At 55.1% G+C, this 19,213-nt stretch carries 18 protein-coding genes; 5 read left to right on the top strand and 13 right to left on the bottom strand.

Features of this window, described 5'->3' with window-relative positions:
* From uhpB to ivbL, 6 genes are all read right to left on the bottom strand, one after another.
* Positions 1 to 1,503, bottom strand: coding sequence for a signal transduction histidine-protein kinase/phosphatase UhpB (uhpB, locus tag OGW17_RS11770; RefSeq protein ID WP_071259134.1), 1,503 nt, complete (start codon positions 1,501 to 1,503; stop codon positions 1 to 3).
* Positions 1,503 to 2,093, bottom strand: coding sequence for a response regulator transcription factor UhpA (uhpA, locus tag OGW17_RS11765; RefSeq protein ID WP_024130070.1), 591 nt, complete (start codon positions 2,091 to 2,093; stop codon positions 1,503 to 1,505). Before uhpA ends, uhpB begins: the two co-directional genes overlap by 1 nt.
* A 167-nt stretch (positions 2,094 to 2,260) precedes the next feature.
* Entirely contained in the window at positions 2,261 to 3,262 is a 1,002-nt protein-coding gene (locus OGW17_RS11760) for a glycosyltransferase family 52 protein (RefSeq protein WP_071259132.1), read from the bottom strand.
* 251 nt (positions 3,263 to 3,513) lie between these two features.
* A complete protein-coding gene (gene ilvN, locus OGW17_RS11755) occupies positions 3,514 to 3,804 on the bottom strand; it encodes an acetolactate synthase small subunit (RefSeq protein WP_012000771.1) in 291 nt (96 codons plus the stop codon).
* 3 nt (positions 3,805 to 3,807) lie between these two features.
* Positions 3,808 to 5,502, bottom strand: coding sequence for an acetolactate synthase large subunit (gene ilvB, locus OGW17_RS11750; protein WP_071259129.1), 1,695 nt, complete (start codon positions 5,500 to 5,502; stop codon positions 3,808 to 3,810).
* Between the two features lie 107 nt (positions 5,503 to 5,609).
* Positions 5,610 to 5,708 (bottom strand): ilvB operon leader peptide IvbL, encoded by a 99-nt coding sequence (ivbL, locus tag OGW17_RS11745; protein WP_047460165.1) that lies wholly within the window; start codon positions 5,706 to 5,708, stop codon positions 5,610 to 5,612.
* A 530-nt stretch (positions 5,709 to 6,238) separates the two neighbouring features.
* On the opposite strand from ivbL, the gene tisB reads away from it, so the two are divergent.
* From tisB to emrD, 3 genes are all read left to right on the top strand, one after another.
* Positions 6,239 to 6,328: a type I toxin-antitoxin system toxin TisB gene (tisB, locus tag OGW17_RS11740; RefSeq protein ID WP_047460159.1), complete on the top strand. Its 90-nt coding sequence runs from the start codon at positions 6,239 to 6,241 to the stop codon at positions 6,326 to 6,328.
* Between the two features lie 119 nt (positions 6,329 to 6,447).
* Positions 6,448 to 7,281: an EamA family transporter gene (locus tag OGW17_RS11735; RefSeq protein WP_071259126.1), complete on the top strand. Its 834-nt coding sequence runs from the start codon at positions 6,448 to 6,450 to the stop codon at positions 7,279 to 7,281.
* A 246-nt stretch (positions 7,282 to 7,527) separates the two neighbouring features.
* The gene (emrD, locus tag OGW17_RS11730; RefSeq protein ID WP_071259123.1) at positions 7,528 to 8,712 is read left to right on the top strand and encodes a multidrug efflux MFS transporter EmrD; all 1,185 of its coding nucleotides are present in this window, start codon (positions 7,528 to 7,530) and stop codon (positions 8,710 to 8,712) included.
* Here emrD and OGW17_RS11725 read toward each other — a convergent pair.
* Together OGW17_RS11725 and dsdC are read right to left on the bottom strand one after the other, a co-directional pair.
* Entirely contained in the window at positions 8,639 to 9,700 is a 1,062-nt protein-coding gene (locus OGW17_RS11725) for a cellulase family glycosylhydrolase (RefSeq protein WP_225622034.1), read from the bottom strand. The genes emrD and OGW17_RS11725 overlap by 74 nt on opposite strands.
* Positions 9,701 to 9,789: 89 nt before the next feature.
* The gene (gene dsdC / locus OGW17_RS11720) at positions 9,790 to 10,716 is read right to left on the bottom strand and encodes a DNA-binding transcriptional regulator DsdC (protein WP_024130072.1); all 927 of its coding nucleotides are present in this window, start codon (positions 10,714 to 10,716) and stop codon (positions 9,790 to 9,792) included.
* A 227-nt stretch (positions 10,717 to 10,943) separates the two neighbouring features.
* Between dsdC and dsdX the strand changes: the two genes are divergently transcribed.
* Both dsdX and dsdA read left to right on the top strand, forming a co-directional pair.
* Entirely contained in the window at positions 10,944 to 12,281 is a 1,338-nt protein-coding gene (dsdX, locus tag OGW17_RS11715; protein WP_047460149.1) for a D-serine transporter DsdX, read from the top strand.
* Between the two features lie 17 nt (positions 12,282 to 12,298).
* Positions 12,299 to 13,627 carry a D-serine ammonia-lyase gene (dsdA, locus tag OGW17_RS11710; protein WP_012000781.1) on the top strand — a complete coding sequence of 443 codons (1,329 nt, stop codon included), beginning with the start codon at positions 12,299 to 12,301 and terminating at the stop codon, positions 13,625 to 13,627.
* Between the two features lie 12 nt (positions 13,628 to 13,639).
* On the opposite strand, the gene OGW17_RS11705 is transcribed toward dsdA, so the two are convergent.
* The 5 genes from OGW17_RS11705 to OGW17_RS11685 all read right to left on the bottom strand — a co-directional run bounded on the left by OGW17_RS11705 (position 13,640) and on the right by OGW17_RS11685 (position 19,116).
* Positions 13,640 to 14,752, bottom strand: coding sequence for an anaerobic sulfatase maturase (locus OGW17_RS11705; RefSeq protein WP_165383398.1), 1,113 nt, complete (start codon positions 14,750 to 14,752; stop codon positions 13,640 to 13,642).
* The gene (locus OGW17_RS11700; RefSeq protein WP_071259114.1) at positions 14,749 to 15,111 is read right to left on the bottom strand and encodes a DUF202 domain-containing protein; all 363 of its coding nucleotides are present in this window, start codon (positions 15,109 to 15,111) and stop codon (positions 14,749 to 14,751) included. The genes OGW17_RS11705 and OGW17_RS11700 overlap by 4 nt, the downstream gene beginning before the upstream one ends.
* Complete coding sequence (locus tag OGW17_RS11695; RefSeq protein WP_012000784.1) at positions 15,101 to 15,448, bottom strand: YidH family protein; 348 nt, start codon at positions 15,446 to 15,448, stop codon at positions 15,101 to 15,103. The genes OGW17_RS11700 and OGW17_RS11695 overlap by 11 nt, the downstream gene beginning before the upstream one ends.
* 462 nt (positions 15,449 to 15,910) lie before the next feature.
* Complete coding sequence (locus tag OGW17_RS11690; RefSeq protein ID WP_071259111.1) at positions 15,911 to 17,404, bottom strand: sulfatase-like hydrolase/transferase; 1,494 nt, start codon at positions 17,402 to 17,404, stop codon at positions 15,911 to 15,913.
* Positions 17,401 to 19,116 carry a solute:sodium symporter family transporter gene (locus OGW17_RS11685; RefSeq protein ID WP_071259403.1) on the bottom strand — a complete coding sequence of 572 codons (1,716 nt, stop codon included), beginning with the start codon at positions 19,114 to 19,116 and terminating at the stop codon, positions 17,401 to 17,403. Before OGW17_RS11685 ends, OGW17_RS11690 begins: the two co-directional genes overlap by 4 nt.
* Positions 19,117 to 19,213 lie beyond the last annotated feature (97 nt).

The following is a 19,213-nucleotide window of genomic DNA, read 5'->3' as shown; positions in this document are numbered from 1 at the left end:
TTAAACGTAACGCAGAGGCAACGACACGCTAACGCGCGTGCCGTGCGTACAGGAGATGGCCAGCACGCCGCCAAGCGCCGTCACGCGCTCGCGCATCCCGGTCAGACCAAAGCCTTGCTGGCCGGAATCCGGCGGCAGGCCGCTGCCATCGTCTTCAATCACCAGCATCAGCCGCTCATCCTGCTGCCAGCCCTGTAGCGTAACCGCGCTGGCATTAGCATGTTTCACAATGTTGTTCAGCCCTTCCTGACAGACGCGAAACAGCGTTACCCGCTGGCTTTCGCTGAGCGCAGACTCATCTATTCGCCAGTCGAGATGGCTGATAATGCCGCGACTTTCCAGCTCCATTTCCCGCATCAGCGAACGGATAGCCTGTTCCAGCGTCAGGTCATCCAACTGGCGTGGACGCAAGCGCCCCAGCAGGCGACGCACCGCGTCATACACGCCCAGCGACAGTTGCTCAATGTGCGCCCCGCTCTGTTTTACGCCGCCATTATCCGCCGCCAGCCGCTGTACAATTCCCGCCTGAGTGCGAATGGCGGTGATGGTCTGACCGATGTCGTCATGCAGTTCCCGCGCTACGTCGCGCCGCACGCTCTCTTCCGTTTCCAGCAGGCGTTCCGCCAGACGATGGTTGCGCGCCAGCTCATTTTGCAGCGACTGGTTGAGTTCGCGCAGGCGCTGAATCCCCGCGCCAAGCAGCAGCCCTGTCAGGCTTTGCGCCAGCAGAGAAAGCAGTAAATCAACGGGATGATCGTGCCAGGTCTGGCTGGCAATCAGCGCGATGGCGTTCATCAACGTCGCGATCAGCGCCCCTTGCCAGCCATAATGCCAGGCGAGCGCAATGATCGGTAGCGCAAGGCAGAACGGCGTAAAACGTGACAGCTCAGCCGGTAGACCCAGTTGTAGCCACAGGCTGACGGTGAACAGCAGCAGATACCAGACCAGATGCCGCCCGCGCCAGTTCACCGGCTGCGAGACCAGCGCCGGGCCGAGCGGTAACCAGGTGGTGCTGGTCAGGTAATGCCAGAACACCAGACAGATGGGCGCCAGCGTCAACCCGCCGGTAAGCGTCAGCAGCAGCGCGTTTAACGTCTCTTCCCCCTGGCCTAACCAGGGCAGAGACTGTAACAATGCCGCCGCCGTCAAGGCCGCGCCCTGTAACAGCAGGGTGCGCCAGTCGCGCTGATGGCGATAGCGGGAGATTAATGCCACAGGCAACAGCGTCAACAGGCTTCCGATCATCAAAAGCGGTAGATGCGCCAGTGCCACTTCCTGCGCCAGCCACCAGACCAGCAGCCATTCTGCGCCCAGCAATACCGGCCAGTAGCTGCGCGGACACTGCAACATCAGCCCCAGGCGTAAACCGAACGGGAACAGCAGTACCGCCAGCTCCGGGCGCTCAACCAGGTGCAGGCTGATGCTCCACAGGCAAAACCACGCGGCGGAGAAGATAAAAAAGCAGGCAATAACGGTAATTAACCGGGAAAGGATGGTTTTCATCACCAGCCATCAAACATGCGGCGCGCCAGTTCAACATCGTTGCTGACGCCCAGCTTTTCCAGAAGATTGGCGCGATGTACGTGTACCGTTTTTGGCGACAGCCCCAGCTCGGCGGCGATCTCTTTCACCGCCATTCCCTGCGCCAGCTTTTCCGCCACCTGGCGTTCACGTCTGGTCAGCGGGTCCTGCCGTCCGGCCGCCAGTTTAACGGCGATATCCGGCGTCAGGTAACAGCCGCCCGTCGCCACCGTGTGTACCGCGGCAATCAGCTCGTCAGGGCTACAGCGCTTGGAAAGGAAGCCGCGCGCACCGGCGTTCAGCGCCTGTTCCACCAGCGCCGGACTGTCATGTACCGACAGCATTATCGTCGCCATCCCTTTAGGAAGCTGACTTAATAACTCCAGCCCGGAGATATCCGGCATGGAGATATCGCAGATGCAGACCTGCACGCCGCGCCCCGGTAATCCCGCCAGCGCCTCCTGCCCCGAGCCAAACTCGGCCACAACCTGTAAATCAGGTTCCAGCCCCAGCAGCTGCGCAAAGCCGGAGCGGACGATAAGGTGATCGTCAATAAGGGCGATGGTGATCATGGTTCTGTCCTGGTACTTGAAAGTGCCTGATGGCGCTGCGCTTATCAGGCCTACGGGCGGGAGCCGTTGTAGGCCGGCCATCCAACAAAGCGCTTACCTTAACGATAAGCGCATGGCTGTTCAAGCCGTGAGCAGTATTCAATGCGTCTGGCGGGCGTACGACTCCGTTATGGTTCCATACTGTCCAGGTCGCAGATACGCACTTTGTCGCAATCAGAAAAAAGCGCAAAGGAATCCCGAATATCGGGCCGGATCAGGGTGGTTTTTAGCAGTGTGATGTAGACATTCTCTAATTTCATCACATTAAGCTGGCAAGTGCTTGCAAAACCAAAGACATTCACTCGCTGGTAAGCCGAAGATAACTGGCAAATATAATCTTCAGAAATGGCGTTCAGCGTAATTTCCGTCATGCCAAACACCTGCTGGCTGTACTCTCTTGGGTGCCTGAGGTACTGGAGTGAAGGATAGTGCGCTGCGAGCGTCTCTATCTTATGAATCAACGCAATAAGGTTGGAATCATTTTTCACATCAAGGATATCTTTAAATTTCGAGCCCACAAAGACATTGATCTCCCCGGCATAGACAGGCGCACTGCGCTCAGTATGCAAGCGCTGTTTCTCCTCTGAGAGAACATCAATATAAACAATATCGCAGTCTACATTTCTACTTTTGCTTTTATGCTTTACGATAGAGAAATGCAGTTCACTTCTTTTCGCGATATCCCTGATATTATAATGCTGACCAAGCCACATCCGCGTCAACTTACGACCGGGGCCTTTTCGTAGTTTTATTTGTTTATCAAGATAGCCTGCGGAGTTGATACTCAGAATGCCATCATCAAACGTTCTAATCTTAACGTCATCAGACAACATTTTTAGAATGTATTGCACTGAAAGATGGCTGATATTTGCCATATAGACATAATGGATTGTCTTATGAGAAAGAAAGCGATTGATTTTCAGCATGTTAATAAAGCCATAATCCATACTGGCGACTAAGCCAGAAGAGAATTCATTATTAACCGTTTCATATATATAGGACTTTAACTCTACCTTTGTTTTAAGGTAGATGATATGAAAACGCGCGTGTCTATACCTCGCTTTAATCTTAGAAACAATTCTGAGCTGAAGCGGGGAGCAAACAATAAAAAGATGCTCAACGATTTCCATTAGTTATTCGCTCTGAATCACAGCAACCCGGCACATAATATCATTGCAATATGACATCGTAAAGAAGCGCCCCAGACGCTCAGGCGAGTATTGGTCACTTTGTCCGAAAAGATACTTTCTATACTGCAAATAAGACAGTTCATAAACCGGATAATAAAGACACGTCACGTCCGAAAATATTACTTATAGTTATATAACACTCTCAAATAATTAACCTGAACAAGGGTTTCCCCTTGTTCAGGTAGCCATTACTACTCAAAGAAAACCGAGATTTTATTAAACATTGACGGATCGGACTGATTGCGCGCCACTTTCACCACATCTTCCAGTTTATCGATCTGACTAATCATCTGCTCCAGACGCTGATCGTCGTTGACCAGTAGCCAGATGCGGCTCTGGTCGCTGCTCTGGATGGGTAGACAAAGAATCCCTTCCACGTTGAAAGCGCGACGGGCGAACAGCCCACAAACGTGCGTCATGACGCCAGGGTGGTTACGGACGGTGAGTTCCAGGATAACGTTCTCATGTGATTGTTTCTGCATGGTTTATTCCCCCACCATCTCAGTATTGGCCGCACCCGGCGGCACCATCGGATAAACTTTTTCTTCTGCATCAATACGTACATGGATCAGCGCCGGTCCTGGGCGGCTGATGATTTCCCGCAGCGCCGCTTGCGGATCGGCTTCATTATTTAAATCACAGGTTTCCAGACCAAAACCCGCAGCAATCTGCATAAAGTTGATCATCCCTGGATAGGTGGCAGCAAACACGCCCTGCTTGTAGAACAGGCTTTGTTGCTGATGCACCAGCCCCAACGCTTCGTTATTCATCAGGATAATTTTTACATCCAGTTGGTTTTCGCTGGCGGTCGCCATCTCCTGAATATTCATCATCAGGCTGCCGTCGCCGGAGAAGCACAACACTTTCTTGTCCGGGTTCGCCAGCGCCGCGCCAATCGCCGCAGGCAAGCCAAAACCCATCGTCCCCAGCCCGCCGGAAGTCAGCCACTGACGCGGACGGTTGAGCGGATAAGCCTGTGCGGCCCACATCTGGTGCTGGCCTACATCGGTCGTGATAATCGCGCTGTCATCCACGCAGGCGGCAACGGCATTAATCAGCCCGTAATGGCTGAGCGGATCGCTGGCTTCAGGGATCGCGCACGGGAACTCGCGCTGCAAATCCGCCACCAGTTGATGCCACTCTTCGCGTGGCTGAGCCTCAATGTGCGGAATCAACTGCGCCAGAACGTCATCAACATCAGCCTGAATGGCAACGTGCGGTTGTTTAATTTTACCCAGCTCCGCGCGATCGATATCCACATGGATGATTTTGGCATTCGGGCAGAACTGTTCGGTTTTGCCAATCGCCCGGTCATCAAAACGCGCCCCCAGAACCACCAGCAGATCCGCCTCTTGCAGAATATAGTTTGTGCTGCGCGCGCCATGCATGCCCAGCATCCCCAGAGAAAGCGGATGCGCCTTCGGCAGTATGCCCAGCGCCATCAGAGTCATAGTGGTGGGCAGTCTGGCTTTTTCCGCCAGTTCACGCACGCGCGCAGGCGCGTTAATCACGCCGCCGCCAAGATACAGCACCGGGCGCTTCGCGGCGTTGATCATCGCCGCCGCATCACGAATGCTCTCAGCGCTGAATTCCGGCGTCGCCATTTTTTCAGCCGGAGCAGGCAACGCTTCAATGTCAAACACCGCCGTCTGTATATCCTTAGGAATGTCTATCCACACCGGCCCAGGGCGCCCGGACTGGGCAAGGCGAAACGCATCGCACATTACCTGTGGCAACTCATTGATATCTCTGACCAGATAGTTATGTTTTGTGATGGGGATAGAGATGCCGTAGGTGTCGACTTCCTGAAACGCATCGGTGCCGATCATCGAGGCCGGAACCTGACCGGTGATGCATACCAACGGAATGGAGTCGAGACGCGCGTCGGCAATGGCGGTGACCAGGTTAGTCGCGCCCGGCCCGCTACAGGCCATACATACCGCGGGTTTACCGTCGGTTCGCGCCATCCCCTGAGCGATAAACCCCGCCCCCTGTTCATGGCGCGCCAGGATGTGGCGAATTTGCGTACTTTGGCTTAAGGCGTCGTAAACGGGGAGAATCGAACCGCCCGGAATGCCAGTGACGATTTTAATGCCCTGACGTTCCAGAAAATGAACGATAAACTCTGCGCCCGTAAAGCGCGTACGCGGGGATGTTGATGTTGTGCCCGAACTTGCCATGCTCCAGTCCTTTTATTCTGGGCCGACTTGCCGGGAAGGTGTCTTAAACGAAAAACCCCGCCCGGTTTGCGCCGGCGGGGTTTTGGAATCGTGTGTTGTTCCAGTCCCTACGGCGCATTGCCGACGACCACCACCACACGCACGACGACCACTGCGGCAGGTTGCGCAGTTTTTAGTAGGGTCGCAGTCAGCATGGAAGGGTTCATTAGGGACCTTGTCTGTTTATGGATTAACAGGTTTTATACAAGCACAGCTTTTCAGGCATGACAACGGAAAATTTTTCATCTGCACAAAAATGCGTCGACGATCACGCTTTGCCAGATGCCGACGCTGGCCTGCAAAACAAAAAACCCCGCCGGAGCGAGGTTTTTATCAGCGTTATGCGGTTGGTTGCCGCAAAGCACACTGTGTTATATCAACATCAGAAGTATACGCGTTCCGCGAAGAACACGCAATTTCGGCACGAATTTTGACGCATTTGAGTATGGATCAGAAGTCGCGATCCGTCCACAAAATACTGTTCATTCATACAGTATTTATCTATAATATCACTGTACGCAATGTGTTATAGGGGGCCGCATCGTAACCGGCGCAACAAAGTCCTGGCTGAAACGGGTGGTGCCGTCAGCGCCTTAACCCCCGTGTGAGCACACTGTGTTATGTCAACAAAAGGTGCTGACAACAGGCGGCGGAGAGGTACGTCAGCACCGTGCTCCTTTTACCAGAAGGAGAGCGTATGAGCCTCGTGGATATCGCTATTCTTATCCTGAAACTCATTGTTGCTGCACTGCAACTGCTTGATGCCGTTCTGAAATACCTCCGGTAATTCAGATTCAAGCCGCACCGAAGGGGAGCGGGCAACCGCTCCCCTTTCATCATCTGCCTGGTGCTTGTCCATCGTCGATATGTTACGTTTTTATGACAACCACTGACGATACCTGAACCATGACCCTTTCCATTTTCTGCATTTTACTGTTCGCCGCGCTGCTGCATGCCAGCTGGAACGCCATCGTGAAGGCGGGAAATGACAAACTTTACTCCGCAATCAGCGTCAGTGGTTCCGCAGCGTTGATGGCGCTGGCGTGTCTGCCCTTCGCCCCGCCCCTTCCCGCCGCCAGCATCCCTTTTTTAGCCGCCTCCACCGCCTTACAGGTGGTTTATACCGTGCTGGTCGCCAAAACCTATCAGGTTTCGGATATGAGCCAGACCTATCCCCTGATGCGCGGCACCGCACCGCTGCTGGTGGCGATAATTAGCGTCCTGTTTCTTGGCGATAGCCTTTCCACAATGGCCTGGCTCGGCATCGCGGTAATTTGCCTGGCGATTCTCGGCATGGCCTGTAACGATCGTGCCCGCTCCCGGCGGGGTATCACGCTGGCGCTGATCAACGCCTGCTTTATCGCTGGCTATACGCTGGTGGACGGTACGGGCGTGCGGGTGTCGGAAACCGCGCTGGGTTATACGCTGTGGACCTTCTTGTTGAACGGTACCTGTCTGCTTGGCTGGGCGATGATTGCCCGGCGGCGGGAAGCCTCGCGCTATCTGGCGCAGCACTGGAAGAAAGGCGTTTTTGGCGGTATCGGCACGATGGGTTCCTATGGGCTGGCGCTGTGGGCGATGACTCAGGCGCCGCTGGCCGTGGTGGCCGCACTGCGTGAAACATCCATTCTGTTCGGCGCGCTGATTGCCTGGCTGCTGCTCAATGAGAAAGTCGCCGGGCTACGGTTGGTCGCGGCTGGCGGGATTGCCGCCGGGGCGATATTGCTGCGTTTATCCTGATTGCCGGATGGCGGCTACGCCTTATCCGGCCTACGGGAGCCGCCGGGCACCATCAAACTGCGGTAAAATAATCTCTCGGCAACAATTGTTGCCGCTTTTTGTTTACATATCCTGCCGTTCGGCTCCCGCGCTATTCCCGCCGTGAATATGGCCTTCTTTTTTTAGTGTGGTAGATTCCACTCGCATTTATGGGAATGCGTAGCACCTTATTCTTATTTTTTTCTTTTTTTAAAAGTAATCAGCGAAATGAAAAGGCAGAGAAGCGTCAATTTGTTGTTGATGTTGGTATTACTGGTGGCCGTCGGGCAGATGGCGCAAACCATTTATATCCCCGCCATTGCCGATATGGCGCGTGAACTGAACGTTCGTGAAGGGGCAGTACAAAGCGTCATGGCCGCTTACCTGCTCACCTACGGCGTATCGCAACTGTTTTACGGCCCGCTTTCCGATCGGGTAGGGCGCCGCCCGGTGATCCTCGTCGGGATGTCCATTTTTATGCTGGCTACGCTGGTCGCGATTACCACCCACAGCCTGACGGTATTGATTGCCGCCAGCGCGTTACAGGGCATGGGCACTGGCGTCGGCGGCGTGATGGCGCGTACGCTGCCGCGCGATCTGTATGAAGGCACGCAGTTACGCCACGCTAACAGCCTGTTGAATATGGGGATTCTGGTGAGTCCGTTGCTGGCGCCGCTGATTGGCGGACTGCTGGATACCGTCTGGAACTGGCGCGCCTGTTACGTTTTCCTGCTGGTTCTCTGCGCAGGCGTCACCTTCAGTATGGCGCGCTGGATGCCGGAGACGCGCCCCACAGGCGCACCACGTACCCGCCTGATCGCCAGCTACAAAACATTATTCGGCAACGGCGCATTTACCTGTTATCTGCTGATGCTGATTGGCGGACTGGCGGGAATCGCCGTCTTTGAAGCCTGCTCCGGCGTGCTGATGGGAGCGGTACTGGGTCTGAGCAGCATGGTGGTGAGCATCCTGTTTATTCTGCCAATTCCGGCGGCGTTTTTCGGCGCATGGTTTGCGGGTCGCCCGAATAAGCGCTTCTCAACGCTGATGTGGCAGTCGGTATTTAGTTGCCTGTTGGCGGGCGTCATGATGTGGGTCCCAGGTCTGTTTGGCGTGATGAACGTCTGGACGCTGCTGATCCCCGCCGCGCTGTTCTTCTTCGGCGCCGGAATGCTGTTCCCACTGGCGACCAGCGGCGCGATGGAACCTTTCCCGTTTCTCGCCGGAACGGCTGGCGCGCTGGTGGGCGGCCTGCAAAACATCGGCTCCGGCGTGCTGGCGTGGCTCTCCGCGATGCTGCCGCAAACCGGGCAGGGTAGCCTCGGCTTTTTGATGACGCTTATGGGGCTGCTGATTTTACTGTGCTGGCTGCCGCTGGCGTCGCGTGTGCCGCATCAGGGGCAGACGATTTAATCGAATGATGGCCCGGTTTCCCGCCGGGCTTTTCACATACCGGCGAAATCATCGTGGTCAGGAGCGGCTCCAGCGCCGGGCGCCACGCCCCTTCTTCCCCGTCATAAAACTGCGTATCCGCGTTAATCGCATACGGAATATTCACCCTTTGCAACTCGCACGCCATAAATCGGGCAAACGCGAGCTGCGAAGCGGAAGGGCTATTTTTGATTGATTCGCCCGGCGCCCAGCCGCCAACCCAACTGACATGGCCGGTTTTTTGCTGCCAGCGCACGGCGGCGTTAATTCGCGCGCGAATCGCCGCTTTCTCTGCCGCCGTGCCCGACGTCCACGGGTATTTACCGTTATTTTTCAACGGCCCCCACGGAAAGATATGCCACTCCGCCAGCACGTAATTCTGGCTTTGCGGGGGCAGTTTTAGGGCCGACAACGCTTCCGGCGCGGCGCGCAGACGAGGCGCGACAAAAATCATGCGTTGGGGGTCAATCGCGTGAAGGGTGCGGATGGTTTTGTCATATACCCGGTTCAGGGAAGCCTGGCTGTGGTTGAGTTTCTCCGCCGGTTCATAAATCAGGTCAAACCCCAGCAGCGGCGAACGTTGCGCAAAATAGTGCGCGACGGCCACCCACCAGTTGATCACCTCTTGTTCATTGCCGGGACTGGGGTCGTTTTTATACTCATCGGCCTGATAAGCAATGATTGGAATCACGCCATACTGCTCACACGCCTCCACCAGTTTTCGCAGGTGGATGAGTCGCGCTTCCGTCGGCTCTCCCGCGACGCGTATGCGCACATGCTTAAATCCCTTCGCCTGAAAATCACGCACCACCAGAGGATCAAACTCCCGGATACCCCGTTCGGTGCGCGCCCAGTCAACGTCCATCCCCACACCAAGCTGCTGCGCATAGCGCGAAGCGGTCAACGGCGGCTGAGCCGCGCACACCGTGGCGCTGACGAGCAGGAAGAGAGAAGCAAGCGGCTTTAACACGATTGTCCTTAAGCAAATCATCAGGAGTCATATCACGTATTTAGCACGCTTTCTGGCTTTACATGCAATAAATCTTCGCGTGGCAAACGCTACGTCGCCTGCTCCTGCAACCAGCCGATAAACGCCTCGATTTTCGGCCACTGTCTGCCAGGCAGCGTGGTTACATAATAGTGCTGGTGGCATTTCAGCGTCATCTCGCCGAAAGGCGCAATCAGTTCGCCGCTATCAAGACGCTTTTGCACCAGCCGTTTACGCCCCATCGCCACACCGATATGGTTCATTGCCGCAATAACGGCTAAATCGGAACGATCGAAGCCAATACCCGACGATGTCGGCAGATTCACGCCAAAATGCTGCGCCCAACTGTGCCATTCATCAGTGCCGGAGTCGTTGCTCCATGCCTGTCGGTCATGCAGGAGCGTACAGTGGCGCAGGTTAACCCGCGCATTCGTTAAGTCATGATGACGGGCATATTCGGGGCTGCACACCGGCAGAATGGCCTCATCCATCAGGAAGTGATGCGTCAGCTGCGCCGAGGGCGCATCATCAAAATAGATCGCTAAATCAATCCCTGCCCGCTGGAGATTCACGTTGTCATTACCGGTCAACATGGTCAGCGAGATGGACGGATAGCGGCGAGTAAAATCTCCCAGCGCAGGCACCAGCCAGCACTGAGCAATCGAAGGCCGCGAATAGACGGTCAGCGTCCCTGACAACTCCTGATTTTTAATATCGAGGATTTCCTGATTCAGCGTATCCAGCGACGATTTCAACGCCCAGAATACCCGCTTGCCCTCATGGGTGAGTTCCACTTTGCGGTGCGAACGGACAAAGAGCTGAATCCCCAGCTCCTCTTCCAGTTGATTAATTCGATGGCTGACCGCGCTGGGACTTAGCGACAGCTCATCCGCCGCCAGCGCAAAAGACTGATGCCTGGCCGCCACTTCAAAGGTGTACAGCTTTGATAATTGCCAGCCGTTGAGTAAACGGTTTCTGCCGTCGCGTAAGGGTTCCATCGCCGCCTCTGTGACCTCTTTTTGGCTTTGCAGTGTAAAAAAATGCGCCTGGAAAATCAGCGCAAAGATGAATCAAAGTGAACCATATCGCATAAACAGACCATTATTGGATGCAAATCACCCTTTTGATTCAATTTGGCTCATGCGAAGGGCAATTTATATCGTTTGTCAGCAAGTGCCGTTTTTTCGTCCAATACGCCTATGTTAATCACAGGGTAAGGTGAGATATGCACTCTCAAATTTGGGTTGTGAGCACGCTGCTGGTAAGCATCGTGCTAATCGTGCTGACCATCGTGAAATTCAGATTCCACCCGTTTCTGGCACTGCTGCTGGCCAGTTTCTTTGTGGGCGCGATGATGGGCATGGGGCCGCTGGAGATGGTCAATGCGATTGAAAGCGGTATTGGCGGCACGTTAGGCTTCCTCGCCGCCGTCATCGGTCTCGGAACCATTCTCGGCAAAATGATGGAAGTGTCCGGCGCGGCAGAACGGATCGGCCTGACGCTCCAGCGTTGCCGCTGGCTTTCCGCTGATGTGATCATGGTGCTGGTGGGGCTGATTTGCGGCATCACGCTGTTTGTGGAAGTGGGTGTGGTACTGCTCATCCCACTGGCATTTTCGATAGCGAAGAAAACCAACACGTCGCTGCTGAAGCTGGCTATTCCGCTGTGTACCGCGCTAATGGCCGTGCATTGCGTGGTGCCGCCGCATCCGGCTGCGCTGTTTGTGGCGAATAAGCTGGGTGCAGATATCGGTTCCGTTATCGTCTACGGTTTGCTGGTTGGGCTGGTGGCGTCGCTGGTCGGCGGGCCGCTATTCCTGAAGTTCCTCGGCAACCGCCTGCCGTTTAAGCCGGTGCCGACGGAGTTTGCGGATCTCGAAGTGCGCGATGAAAATACGCTGCCTTCTTTACGCGCGACGCTGTTTACCGTCCTGCTGCCGATTGGCCTGATGCTGGTAAAAACCGTTGCCGAACTGAACATGACGCAGGGCGGCACGCTGTATACGCTGCTGGAGTTTATCGGCAACCCGATCACCGCAATGTTTATCGCCGTTTTCGTGGCCTATTACATTCTCGGCCTGCGTCAGCATATCGGTATGGGTACGTTGCTGACCCATACCGAAAACGGCTTTGGCTCGATTGCTAACATCCTGCTGATTATCGGTGCAGGCGGCGCGTTCAACGCTATCCTCAAAAGCAGCGGTCTGGCGGATACGCTGGCGGTGATCCTCTCCAATATGCACATGCACCCGATTCTGCTGGCCTGGCTGGTGGCGCTGATTCTGCACGCCGCAGTGGGTTCCGCAACGGTTGCGATGATGGGCGCGACGGCGATTGTCGCGCCGATGCTGCCGCTCTACCCCAACGTCAGCCCGGAGATCATCGCCATTGCCATCGGTTCCGGCGCGATTGGCTGCACGATCGTGACCGATTCCCTCTTCTGGCTGGTGAAGCAATACTGCGGCGCCACCCTGAATGAAACATTTAAGTACTATACAACCGCGACATTTATCGCGTCGGTTGTTGCTCTGGCGGGCACATTCCTGCTTTCCTTTATCATCTAAGCGCAAAGAGACGTATTATGGAAAACGCTAAAATGACTTCACTCATCGCTCAGTATCCTCTGGTAGAGGATCTGATCGCCCTCAAAGAAACGACCTGGTTTAACCCAGGCACCACCTCTCTTGCGGAAGGTTTACCCTATGTTGGTCTGACAGCGCAGGATGTACAGGATGCGCATGCCCGCCTGGCCCGTTTCGCGCCGTATCTGGCAAAAGCCTTCCCGGAAACCGCCGCAACCGGCGGGATTATTGAGTCTGAACTGGCGATCATCCCCGCAATGCAGCAGCGGCTGGAAAAAGAGTACGGACAGAAAATCAGCGGCGAACTTCTGCTGAAAAAAGACAGTCACTTACCGATTTCCGGCTCGATAAAAGCCCGTGGCGGGATTTATGAAGTGCTGGCCCACGCGGAAAAACTGGCGCTGGAGGCGGGTCTGCTGACGACCGAAGATGACTACAGCGTAATGCTTTCACCGGAGTTCAGGCAGTTCTTCAGCCAGTACAGCATTGCCGTGGGTTCAACCGGTAATCTGGGGCTGTCGATTGGCATTATGAGCGCCTGTATCGGCTTTAAGGTGACGGTGCATATGTCCGCCGACGCCCGCGCCTGGAAGAAAGCCAAACTGCGCAGCCACGGCGTAACGGTAGTGGAATACGAAGAGGATTACGGCGTAGCGGTTGAGCAAGGACGCAAAGCGGCACAGTCCGATCCAAACTGTTTCTTCATTGACGATGAAAACTCCCGCACGCTGTTTTTGGGCTATGCGGTGGCCGGGCAGCGCCTGAAGGCTCAGTTTGCGCAGCAGGGGCGCGTGGTGGATGCCGACCATCCGCTGTTTGTCTACCTGCCGTGCGGCGTTGGCGGCGGCCCTGGCGGCGTGGCTTTTGGTCTGAAACTGGCATTTGGCGACAACGTCCACTGCTTCTTCGCCGAACCAACCCACTCTCCGTGCATGTTACTGGGCGTATATACCGGTCTGCATGATGCCATTTCCGTCCAGGAGATTGGCGTCGATAACCTGACGGCGGCAGACGGTCTGGCGGTGGGGCGCGCATCCGGGTTTGTAGGGCGGGCAATGGAACGTCTGCTGGACGGGCTGTACACCCTCGACGATCGGACGATGTACGACATGCTGGGTTGGCTGGCGCAGGAAGAAGGTATTCGCCTGGAGCCGTCCGCACTGGCGGGAATGGCCGGGCCGCAGCGTGTTTGCCGTTCGACGGATTACCAGCAGATGCACGCCTTCAGCGCTGAGCAGCTTAATCACGCCACGCATCTGGTGTGGGCGACCGGCGGCGGTATGGTGCCGGAAGAAGAGATGGCGCAGTACCTGGCGAAAGGGCGCTAAACGTCACTGACCTTAACGCAGCATCGCCATCAGCTCCATCGGTGAGCGATGCTGTTTAATTAGATCCCGCATGACGCGCATATGCGGCGACGTGTGGTTAATAAACGCTTTATACCCGCCGCACAGCACGCTTTTCCCGCTTAAATCCCGATGCTTTGGACAATCACCGTTGCAGAATCGCAATAAGGCGCAGTCCAGGCAATCCGCCCCCAGCGTTGATTTTTTCTGCTGTCCAAATTCACTCGCCTGCGGGCTGGCATTCAGCATATGTAGTGGCGTTTGATGGATATTACCCAGCCGGAACGCCGGGTAGACATAGTGATCGCACTGATAGAGATCGCCGTTTGCTTCCAGGGCGAACGCGTGACCGCAGGTTTCGCTAAGCGCGCACATTTGTGCCGGATGCCCACTCCACACGCCCAGCATCGAATCAAACAGTTGTACAAAAACGCGCCCAATATCTTCCCGAACCCAGAGATCAAACACATCATTGAGAAAATGCCCCCAGTCTTCCGACGTCACGGAATCAGCGGTCAGTTTGCCGCGATCGTCACGTTCAACCAACGGAATGAACTGAAGAAAAGGCGTGCCAAGCTGGCGAAGATAGCGATACATACGCGCAGGCTGCTGGCTGTTCAGCCGATTCACCACCACCAGCAGGTTGAAGTCCACGCGATGGGCAGCCAGCCTTGCTATCGCTTCCACCACCTTATGATGCGTTGGTTTTCCACTACGGCTAACGCGATAAGCATCATGTAAATCGGCGGGGCCATCCAGTGAGATACCGACCAGCCAGCCATTATCGCGTAAGAATCGGCACCACTCGTCACTGAGTAAAATGCCGTTAGTCTGGAAGGTATTCTGGATGCGTTTCCCCTCTCCATAGCGTTTTTGCAACGCGACCACGCGGTGAAAAAAATCGAGTCCACACAGCGTCGGCTCTCCGCCCTGCCAGGCAAACAGCACATCATCAACCGACTGCGCGGCAATATGCTGGCAAATAAAAGCCTCTAAGGTCGCGTCATCCATAACGGGTTGAGAGGGTTTATCGATATAAAAACAGTAATGACAATCAAGGTTACAACGTGAGCTGGCCGGTTTAGCCATGACCTGACATCCTGTCATGCAAAATCCCTAATAAAGACGATAAGTTGACGAATATGCGTTACAGCAAACAGTATTGCGAGGGACAACACCGCGAGAGAGATCAAAAATTTGTCACGCACGGCGCGAGATTCGGAAAAATCACTGTGCGCCACATCCATCAGGTTACGGCTGCGGGTATAGCGCCAGAGAATGAGCGCGACAATCGCCAGCACGCCAATAGAAACCCAGAACAGAAACCCCGCCTGATGCCAGTTATGTTTCAGCGCCAGCGCCATCAATGCGCCATAGCCTAACAGGGTACGAAACCAGGCCAGCGACGTGCGCTCCGGCTGTAGACCGGGATCAACCTGACGGCGGGCTTTGCGGCTATCCGGCATACAACACCAGCGCCATGACAATCACCGCAACAATCATCAGCATCAGGCTGATTATCATCAGGCTATGGGTGTACGGCAGGTCTTCTTTCAGACGCATCGCTTTTTCGTTGCGTAGCCAGCGCAGATAGCCATAAATCGCCAGGCCGCCCGCAAAGAGACACAGCAGCAGTGCCAGCAGTTCGCGAATCACCGGCGTGGCGAAGTCCGGCGCGAGTTGGTCAAGCCCGACGCCCGCCGCCAGAAACCCCAGCGCGGTGCGAATCCACGCCAAAAAGGTACGCTCATTTGCCAGCGAGAAGCGGTAATCCGGCGCTTCTCCGAGGCGGGAAATCTTCATGACGGCTCCTTTAAATTATTGCCGGATGGCGGCGTAAATGCCTTATCCGGCCTACGGTGTTGCGCTTTTTGTAGGCCCGGTAAGCGCAGCGCCACCGGGCATTATTATTGCCGGATGGCGGCGTAAATGCCTTATCCGGCCTACGGTATTACGCTTTTGTAGGCCCGGTAAGCGCAGCGCCACCGGGCATCATTATTGCCGGATGGCGGCGTAAGCGCCTTATCCGGCCTACGGTATTACGCTTTTGTAGGCCCGGTAAGCGCAGCGCCACCGGGCATTATTATTGCCGGATGGCGGCGTAAACGCCTTATCCGGCCTACGGTGTTGCGCTTTTTGTAGGCCCGGTAAGCACAGCGCCACCGGGCATCATTATTGCCGGATGGCGGCGTAAACGCCTTATCCGGCCTACGGTATTGCGCTTTTTGTAGGCCCGGTAAGCACAGCGCCACCGGGCATAACGCATCAAAACTTCTGCTTTTTCTCTTCTACTTTCACGCCTTGCGTGGGCAAACCGGTATCGTAATCACGTACCACCGGAGAATAACCGTCTTGTGGGCGTGGGCGGAATGCCCCCATCCAGCGCGGCCGGGCATCTTTACGCCACGGACGCAGGATCCACTGGTACGTACGGAACGGGTCGCGGATTTTATCCATGTAATCCAGCAGCGCGTCGTGCATCTGACTGCGAACACCGGCAAATTCCGGCGCAGCAATCAGATTATGCAGTTCATCCGGGTCATTACGCCTGTCGTACAGCTCATCGCTGGTAAACAGGTTCAGCACCAGCTTCCAGTTATCCGTCACCCAGCAGCGCACCGGAATAAAGCCGCCAAAGCTGTCATGCTCGATCTCATAGCGGTTGAACTCCACCATCACCCCGCGCGGCGCTTCAACGGCCAGGATGTTTTCACCCGGAAGAATATCGGGCTTATCAATCCCCGCCAGCGCCATCATCGTAGGCAGCAGGTCAATATGGCTGACCGGCGTATCGATCTGCAGCGGCGCTCCCTGCGGCGGGCGCATAATCAGCGGGATGCGGGTAATGTCATCATACATTGCCGCCCCTTTGCTGATGAGTTTGTGCGCCCCCATCATTTCACCGTGATCGGAGGTATAAATCACCCAGGTATTCTCACGTTGTTCCGGGGTTAACGCATTGATCACCCGCCCAATCTGATCGTCAACAAAGTCATTGCAGGCAAAGTAGAGCGGATGATGATAACAGCCATCATCGCCCACCGGGGACGGCATCGCCTGCGCCCATAGCCGATGGTGCTCAGGTTTATTACTCAGCGAATCCTGCGCCTTCGCGCCCAGGTCATAATAAAAATCCTGATACTTCTCCAGATACTCAACCGGACAGGTAAACGGATGATGCGGCTCATCATAAGAGACCACCATCAGGAACGGTTCGTCATCTCTCGCTGGCTGATGGAGAAAATCAACCGCCCGGTTGCTGATGCGATACGCCCAGGTAAAGGTCTCATCAATATTATTGGTCTGCAAATCCTCAATACTGTTCAGTCCGTTACGCCACAGGCTGATTTCATTCTCCGTCAGTTCAGAAAGGTAGTTTGCGCCGTCATACCAGTAGTCGGCATCCCACTCAGGCGGGCACTCGCCGGTGCCAAAGTAATCGTGCCCGTCGAGGTGCCATTTACCGATATAGCAGGTGTGATAGCCTGCATCCTTAAAATAACGCCCCATCGTGGAGATGTTCTTCCCCGGCGCGACGTTGTTCGTCCACGGGCCGGACTGATTGGCATAAATACCGGTAAAAAGCCCCGCGCGGGCTGGCGTACACACCGGCGAGCAGGTATACGCGGAGTTAAAGCGAATCCCTTCAGCGGCCAGGCTGTCAATATGCTGCGTGTTCAGCGGCTTACCGCTATAGCAGCCCACCATATTGGTCGCCTGTGTATCGGTCATAATGAACAGAAAATTCGGACGGGTCATGCTTTATCCTTAGCGTCAGAAACATAAACCACAGGCGCGGAATGGCGCGTCTGCCATGAGCTGTAAATCAGGTAAACAACCACCGCAGCGGTGATGGCGTAGCTGAGAATGGTCAGCCACCGGGTCTGATAGCCACCGAACTGCGCCAGACCAGAATAGACGCCAATCATCGCGAACATGACGCCAACGGCGGCGATCTTCACGTTTTTCCACGGTTTCATGTCAACCGCAAACGCATCATGAAATTTAAACGGCGTTGCACGCGGCTTAATCACGCCAATGAGCAGCATCACCACGACGTTGATACAGAAGGTACAGGCCAGCACATAGAGGAAATGAAAATCAAATTTCACCAGGTAGTTGATGGTGATGTAACTGACAATACCGAGTCCCATTGCGACCTTCGCAGCCAGCGCCGGAATACGCGGGAAGAAGAAGCCCATAATAACAATGGTCACCAACGGCACGTTATAAATCCCGTTGAGCTGTTTCATCCAACTGTAGAGCCCTTGCGGCGCATAGGCGATCCACGGCGCCACCAGTACGGAGATCACGGCCACAATAAAGCCAAAGCGACGACCAACAGTGACCAGTTTATCGGGGCTGGCCTGTTCATTAATCAGTCGGCGATAGATACCGAGGCTAAACAGGGTCGAAGCACTGTTCAAAAAACCGCAGAATGCGCTGATAATCGCGCCAAACAGCACCGCGCTAAAAAAGCCAATCAGCGGCAGCGGCATCACTTTGTTCACCAGCGCCGGGTAGGCCATGTCTGCTTTCGGTAGATCCTGAAAGAGATGAAAAGCGATAACGCCCGGCAGCACCAGAATCAGCGGGTCCAGCATCTTCAACACCGCCGTAAGCAGCGCCCCTTTTTGCCCTTCCGATAAACTTTTTGATGCCAGCGTACGCTGAACGATCCCCTGGTTGGTGCACCAGTAGAACGTATTGACCAGGATAAGCCCGGTCAACGCCGCGCCAATCGGCACCGGGTCGTTGCTGCCGCCAATCGAGTTCAGCATCTGGCTGTGATCCTGGGTTAAGCGCGTAATACCTTCGCTCAGACTGCCTTTCCCCATCGCCATCAGACCAAACAGCGGCACCATCAGGCCGCCAATCACCAGACCGATACCGTTAATCACATCGGCAATGGCAATCGCCCGCATCCCGCCGACGACAGCATACAGGATGCCGCTAATCCCCAGCACGACAGCCATCAGCCAAATCGCCGTATGTTGTGAAATACCAAAGGTTTCAGTGACATGAAACATGCTGTTAAAGGCAAGCGCGCCGGAATACAGAATGATGGGTAAAAAACAGATTCCCGTCGCAATCAAAAAACAGCAATCGATAATGATGCGGGTGGTTTTGTCATAGCGCTCTTCAATAAAATCCGGGATCGTTGCAATGCCGCGTTGCAGATAGCGTGGCAGAAAGATCAGCGCCAGAAAAATAAGCGGAATTGCGGAGATGACTTCCCATGCCATTACCGACATACCGCTGCGATAAGCCTGGCCGGTTAATCCCACCAGTTGTTCCGTTGAGAGGTTAGTTAACATCAGCGAGGCGGCAATAACCGGTGCTTTTAACGAACGTCCCGCCAGAAAATATCCCTGCTGCGAACCGGTATCCGCTTTTCGTAACTTCCACCAGGTGATAACCGCCACCAGTAGCGTAAAACCAACAAAGCTCAAAATTTGTAGCGTATTCATCTCATAGCCCTTGTTTTTCATTATGTCCCGGCAGCGGTAGGGTCAACACGAGGTAAAGCGTGCCGGGTCAGGCAGTCAGATTTCTTAATTACAAACA

The sequence above is a fragment of the Citrobacter sp. CK181 genome (assembly GCF_030333595.1).
Classification (GTDB): Bacteria; Pseudomonadota; Gammaproteobacteria; order Enterobacterales; family Enterobacteriaceae; genus Citrobacter_B; species Citrobacter_B koseri.
Note: the sequence above shows the minus strand (reverse complement) of the source record. Positions and strands in the feature narration are given on the sequence as shown.

Bases quoted from the DNA above. Each gene is read 5' to 3' on its own strand.
- dsdX (WP_047460149.1), top strand. From the start codon at position 10,944: ATGCACTCTCAAATTTGGGTTGTGAGCACGCTGCTGGTAAGCATCGTG.
- OGW17_RS11760 (WP_071259132.1), bottom strand. From the start codon at position 3,262: ATGGAAATCGTTGAGCATCTTTTTATTGTTTGCTCCCCGCTTCAGCTC.
- OGW17_RS11735 (WP_071259126.1), top strand. From the start codon at position 6,448: ATGACCCTTTCCATTTTCTGCATTTTACTGTTCGCCGCGCTGCTGCAT.
- OGW17_RS11695 (WP_012000784.1), bottom strand. From the start codon at position 15,448: ATGAAGATTTCCCGCCTCGGAGAAGCGCCGGATTACCGCTTCTCGCTG.
- OGW17_RS11705 (WP_165383398.1), bottom strand. From the start codon at position 14,752: ATGACAGGATGTCAGGTCATGGCTAAACCGGCCAGCTCACGTTGTAAC.
- uhpB (WP_071259134.1), bottom strand. From the start codon at position 1,503: ATGAAAACCATCCTTTCCCGGTTAATTACCGTTATTGCCTGCTTTTTT.
- ivbL (WP_047460165.1), bottom strand. From the start codon at position 5,708: ATGAACCCTTCCATGCTGACTGCGACCCTACTAAAAACTGCGCAACCT.
- emrD (WP_071259123.1), top strand. From the start codon at position 7,528: ATGAAAAGGCAGAGAAGCGTCAATTTGTTGTTGATGTTGGTATTACTG.
- tisB (WP_047460159.1), top strand. From the start codon at position 6,239: ATGAGCCTCGTGGATATCGCTATTCTTATCCTGAAACTCATTGTTGCT.
- OGW17_RS11690 (WP_071259111.1), bottom strand. From the start codon at position 17,404: ATGACCCGTCCGAATTTTCTGTTCATTATGACCGATACACAGGCGACC.
- uhpA (WP_024130070.1), bottom strand. From the start codon at position 2,093: ATGATCACCATCGCCCTTATTGACGATCACCTTATCGTCCGCTCCGGC.
- ilvN (WP_012000771.1), bottom strand. From the start codon at position 3,804: ATGCAGAAACAATCACATGAGAACGTTATCCTGGAACTCACCGTCCGT.
- ilvB (WP_071259129.1), bottom strand. From the start codon at position 5,502: ATGGCAAGTTCGGGCACAACATCAACATCCCCGCGTACGCGCTTTACG.
- OGW17_RS11685 (WP_071259403.1), bottom strand. From the start codon at position 19,116: ATGAATACGCTACAAATTTTGAGCTTTGTTGGTTTTACGCTACTGGTG.
- OGW17_RS11700 (WP_071259114.1), bottom strand. From the start codon at position 15,111: ATGCCGGATAGCCGCAAAGCCCGCCGTCAGGTTGATCCCGGTCTACAG.
- dsdC (WP_024130072.1), bottom strand. From the start codon at position 10,716: ATGGAACCCTTACGCGACGGCAGAAACCGTTTACTCAACGGCTGGCAA.
- dsdA (WP_012000781.1), top strand. From the start codon at position 12,299: ATGGAAAACGCTAAAATGACTTCACTCATCGCTCAGTATCCTCTGGTA.